We start from the raw sequence: 594 nt of genomic DNA on the forward strand, positions 1-594 counted from the left end.
GGTGTGGGGTGTGGTGTGGGTGATGGCGGGGTGGAAGTGGACGGGTTGGCGGATGTGTTGGGTCCAGTAGTCGGGGGTGGTGATGTGGTTGTCGGCTGGTTGTCCGGTGAGGTTGCTGATGAGGGGGATGGTGGGTTGGTGGTAGGTGAGCCCGCTGATGGCCTCCTTGAACGGCGCCAGAATCGGGTCCATCAGGGGGGAGTGGAAGGCGTGGCTGACGGTCAGTGTTCGGGTTTTGCGGCCTTTGGCTGCCCAGGTGGTGCTGATGTCGGTGACGAGCTGAAGAGGTCCGGAGATGACGGTGTCGCCGGGTGTGTTGAGGGCGGCGATGCTCACTTGGCCGTTGTGTGTGGTGAGGTCGTCGGCGAGTTCGTCGGGGGTGGCGGCGATGGTGGCCATGGCTCCGCCGGTGGGGAGTTGGCCCATGAGGGTGGCGCGGGTGGCGACGAGGTGGCAGGCGTCGGGGAGGTCGAAGACTCCGGCGATATGGGCGGCGGCGATCTCGCCGATGGAGTGTCCGATGACGGCGTCGGGGCGTACGCCGAGGGAGTCGAGGAGTCGTGCCAGGGCGATGTGCAGGGCGAAGAGTCCGGC

The 594-nt window shown here is 66.7% G+C and carries 1 protein-coding gene; it reads right to left on the reverse strand.

Annotation, left to right across the window (positions count from 1 at the left end; translation table 11 throughout):
• The coding region (locus tag NP777_RS47110) for an acyltransferase domain-containing protein (protein ID WP_256656356.1) at positions 1 to 594 on the reverse strand (594 nt) is incomplete at both ends.

Source organism: Streptomyces rugosispiralis, assembly GCF_024505145.1.
GTDB lineage: Bacteria > Actinomycetota > Actinomycetes > Streptomycetales > Streptomycetaceae > Streptomyces > Streptomyces rugosispiralis.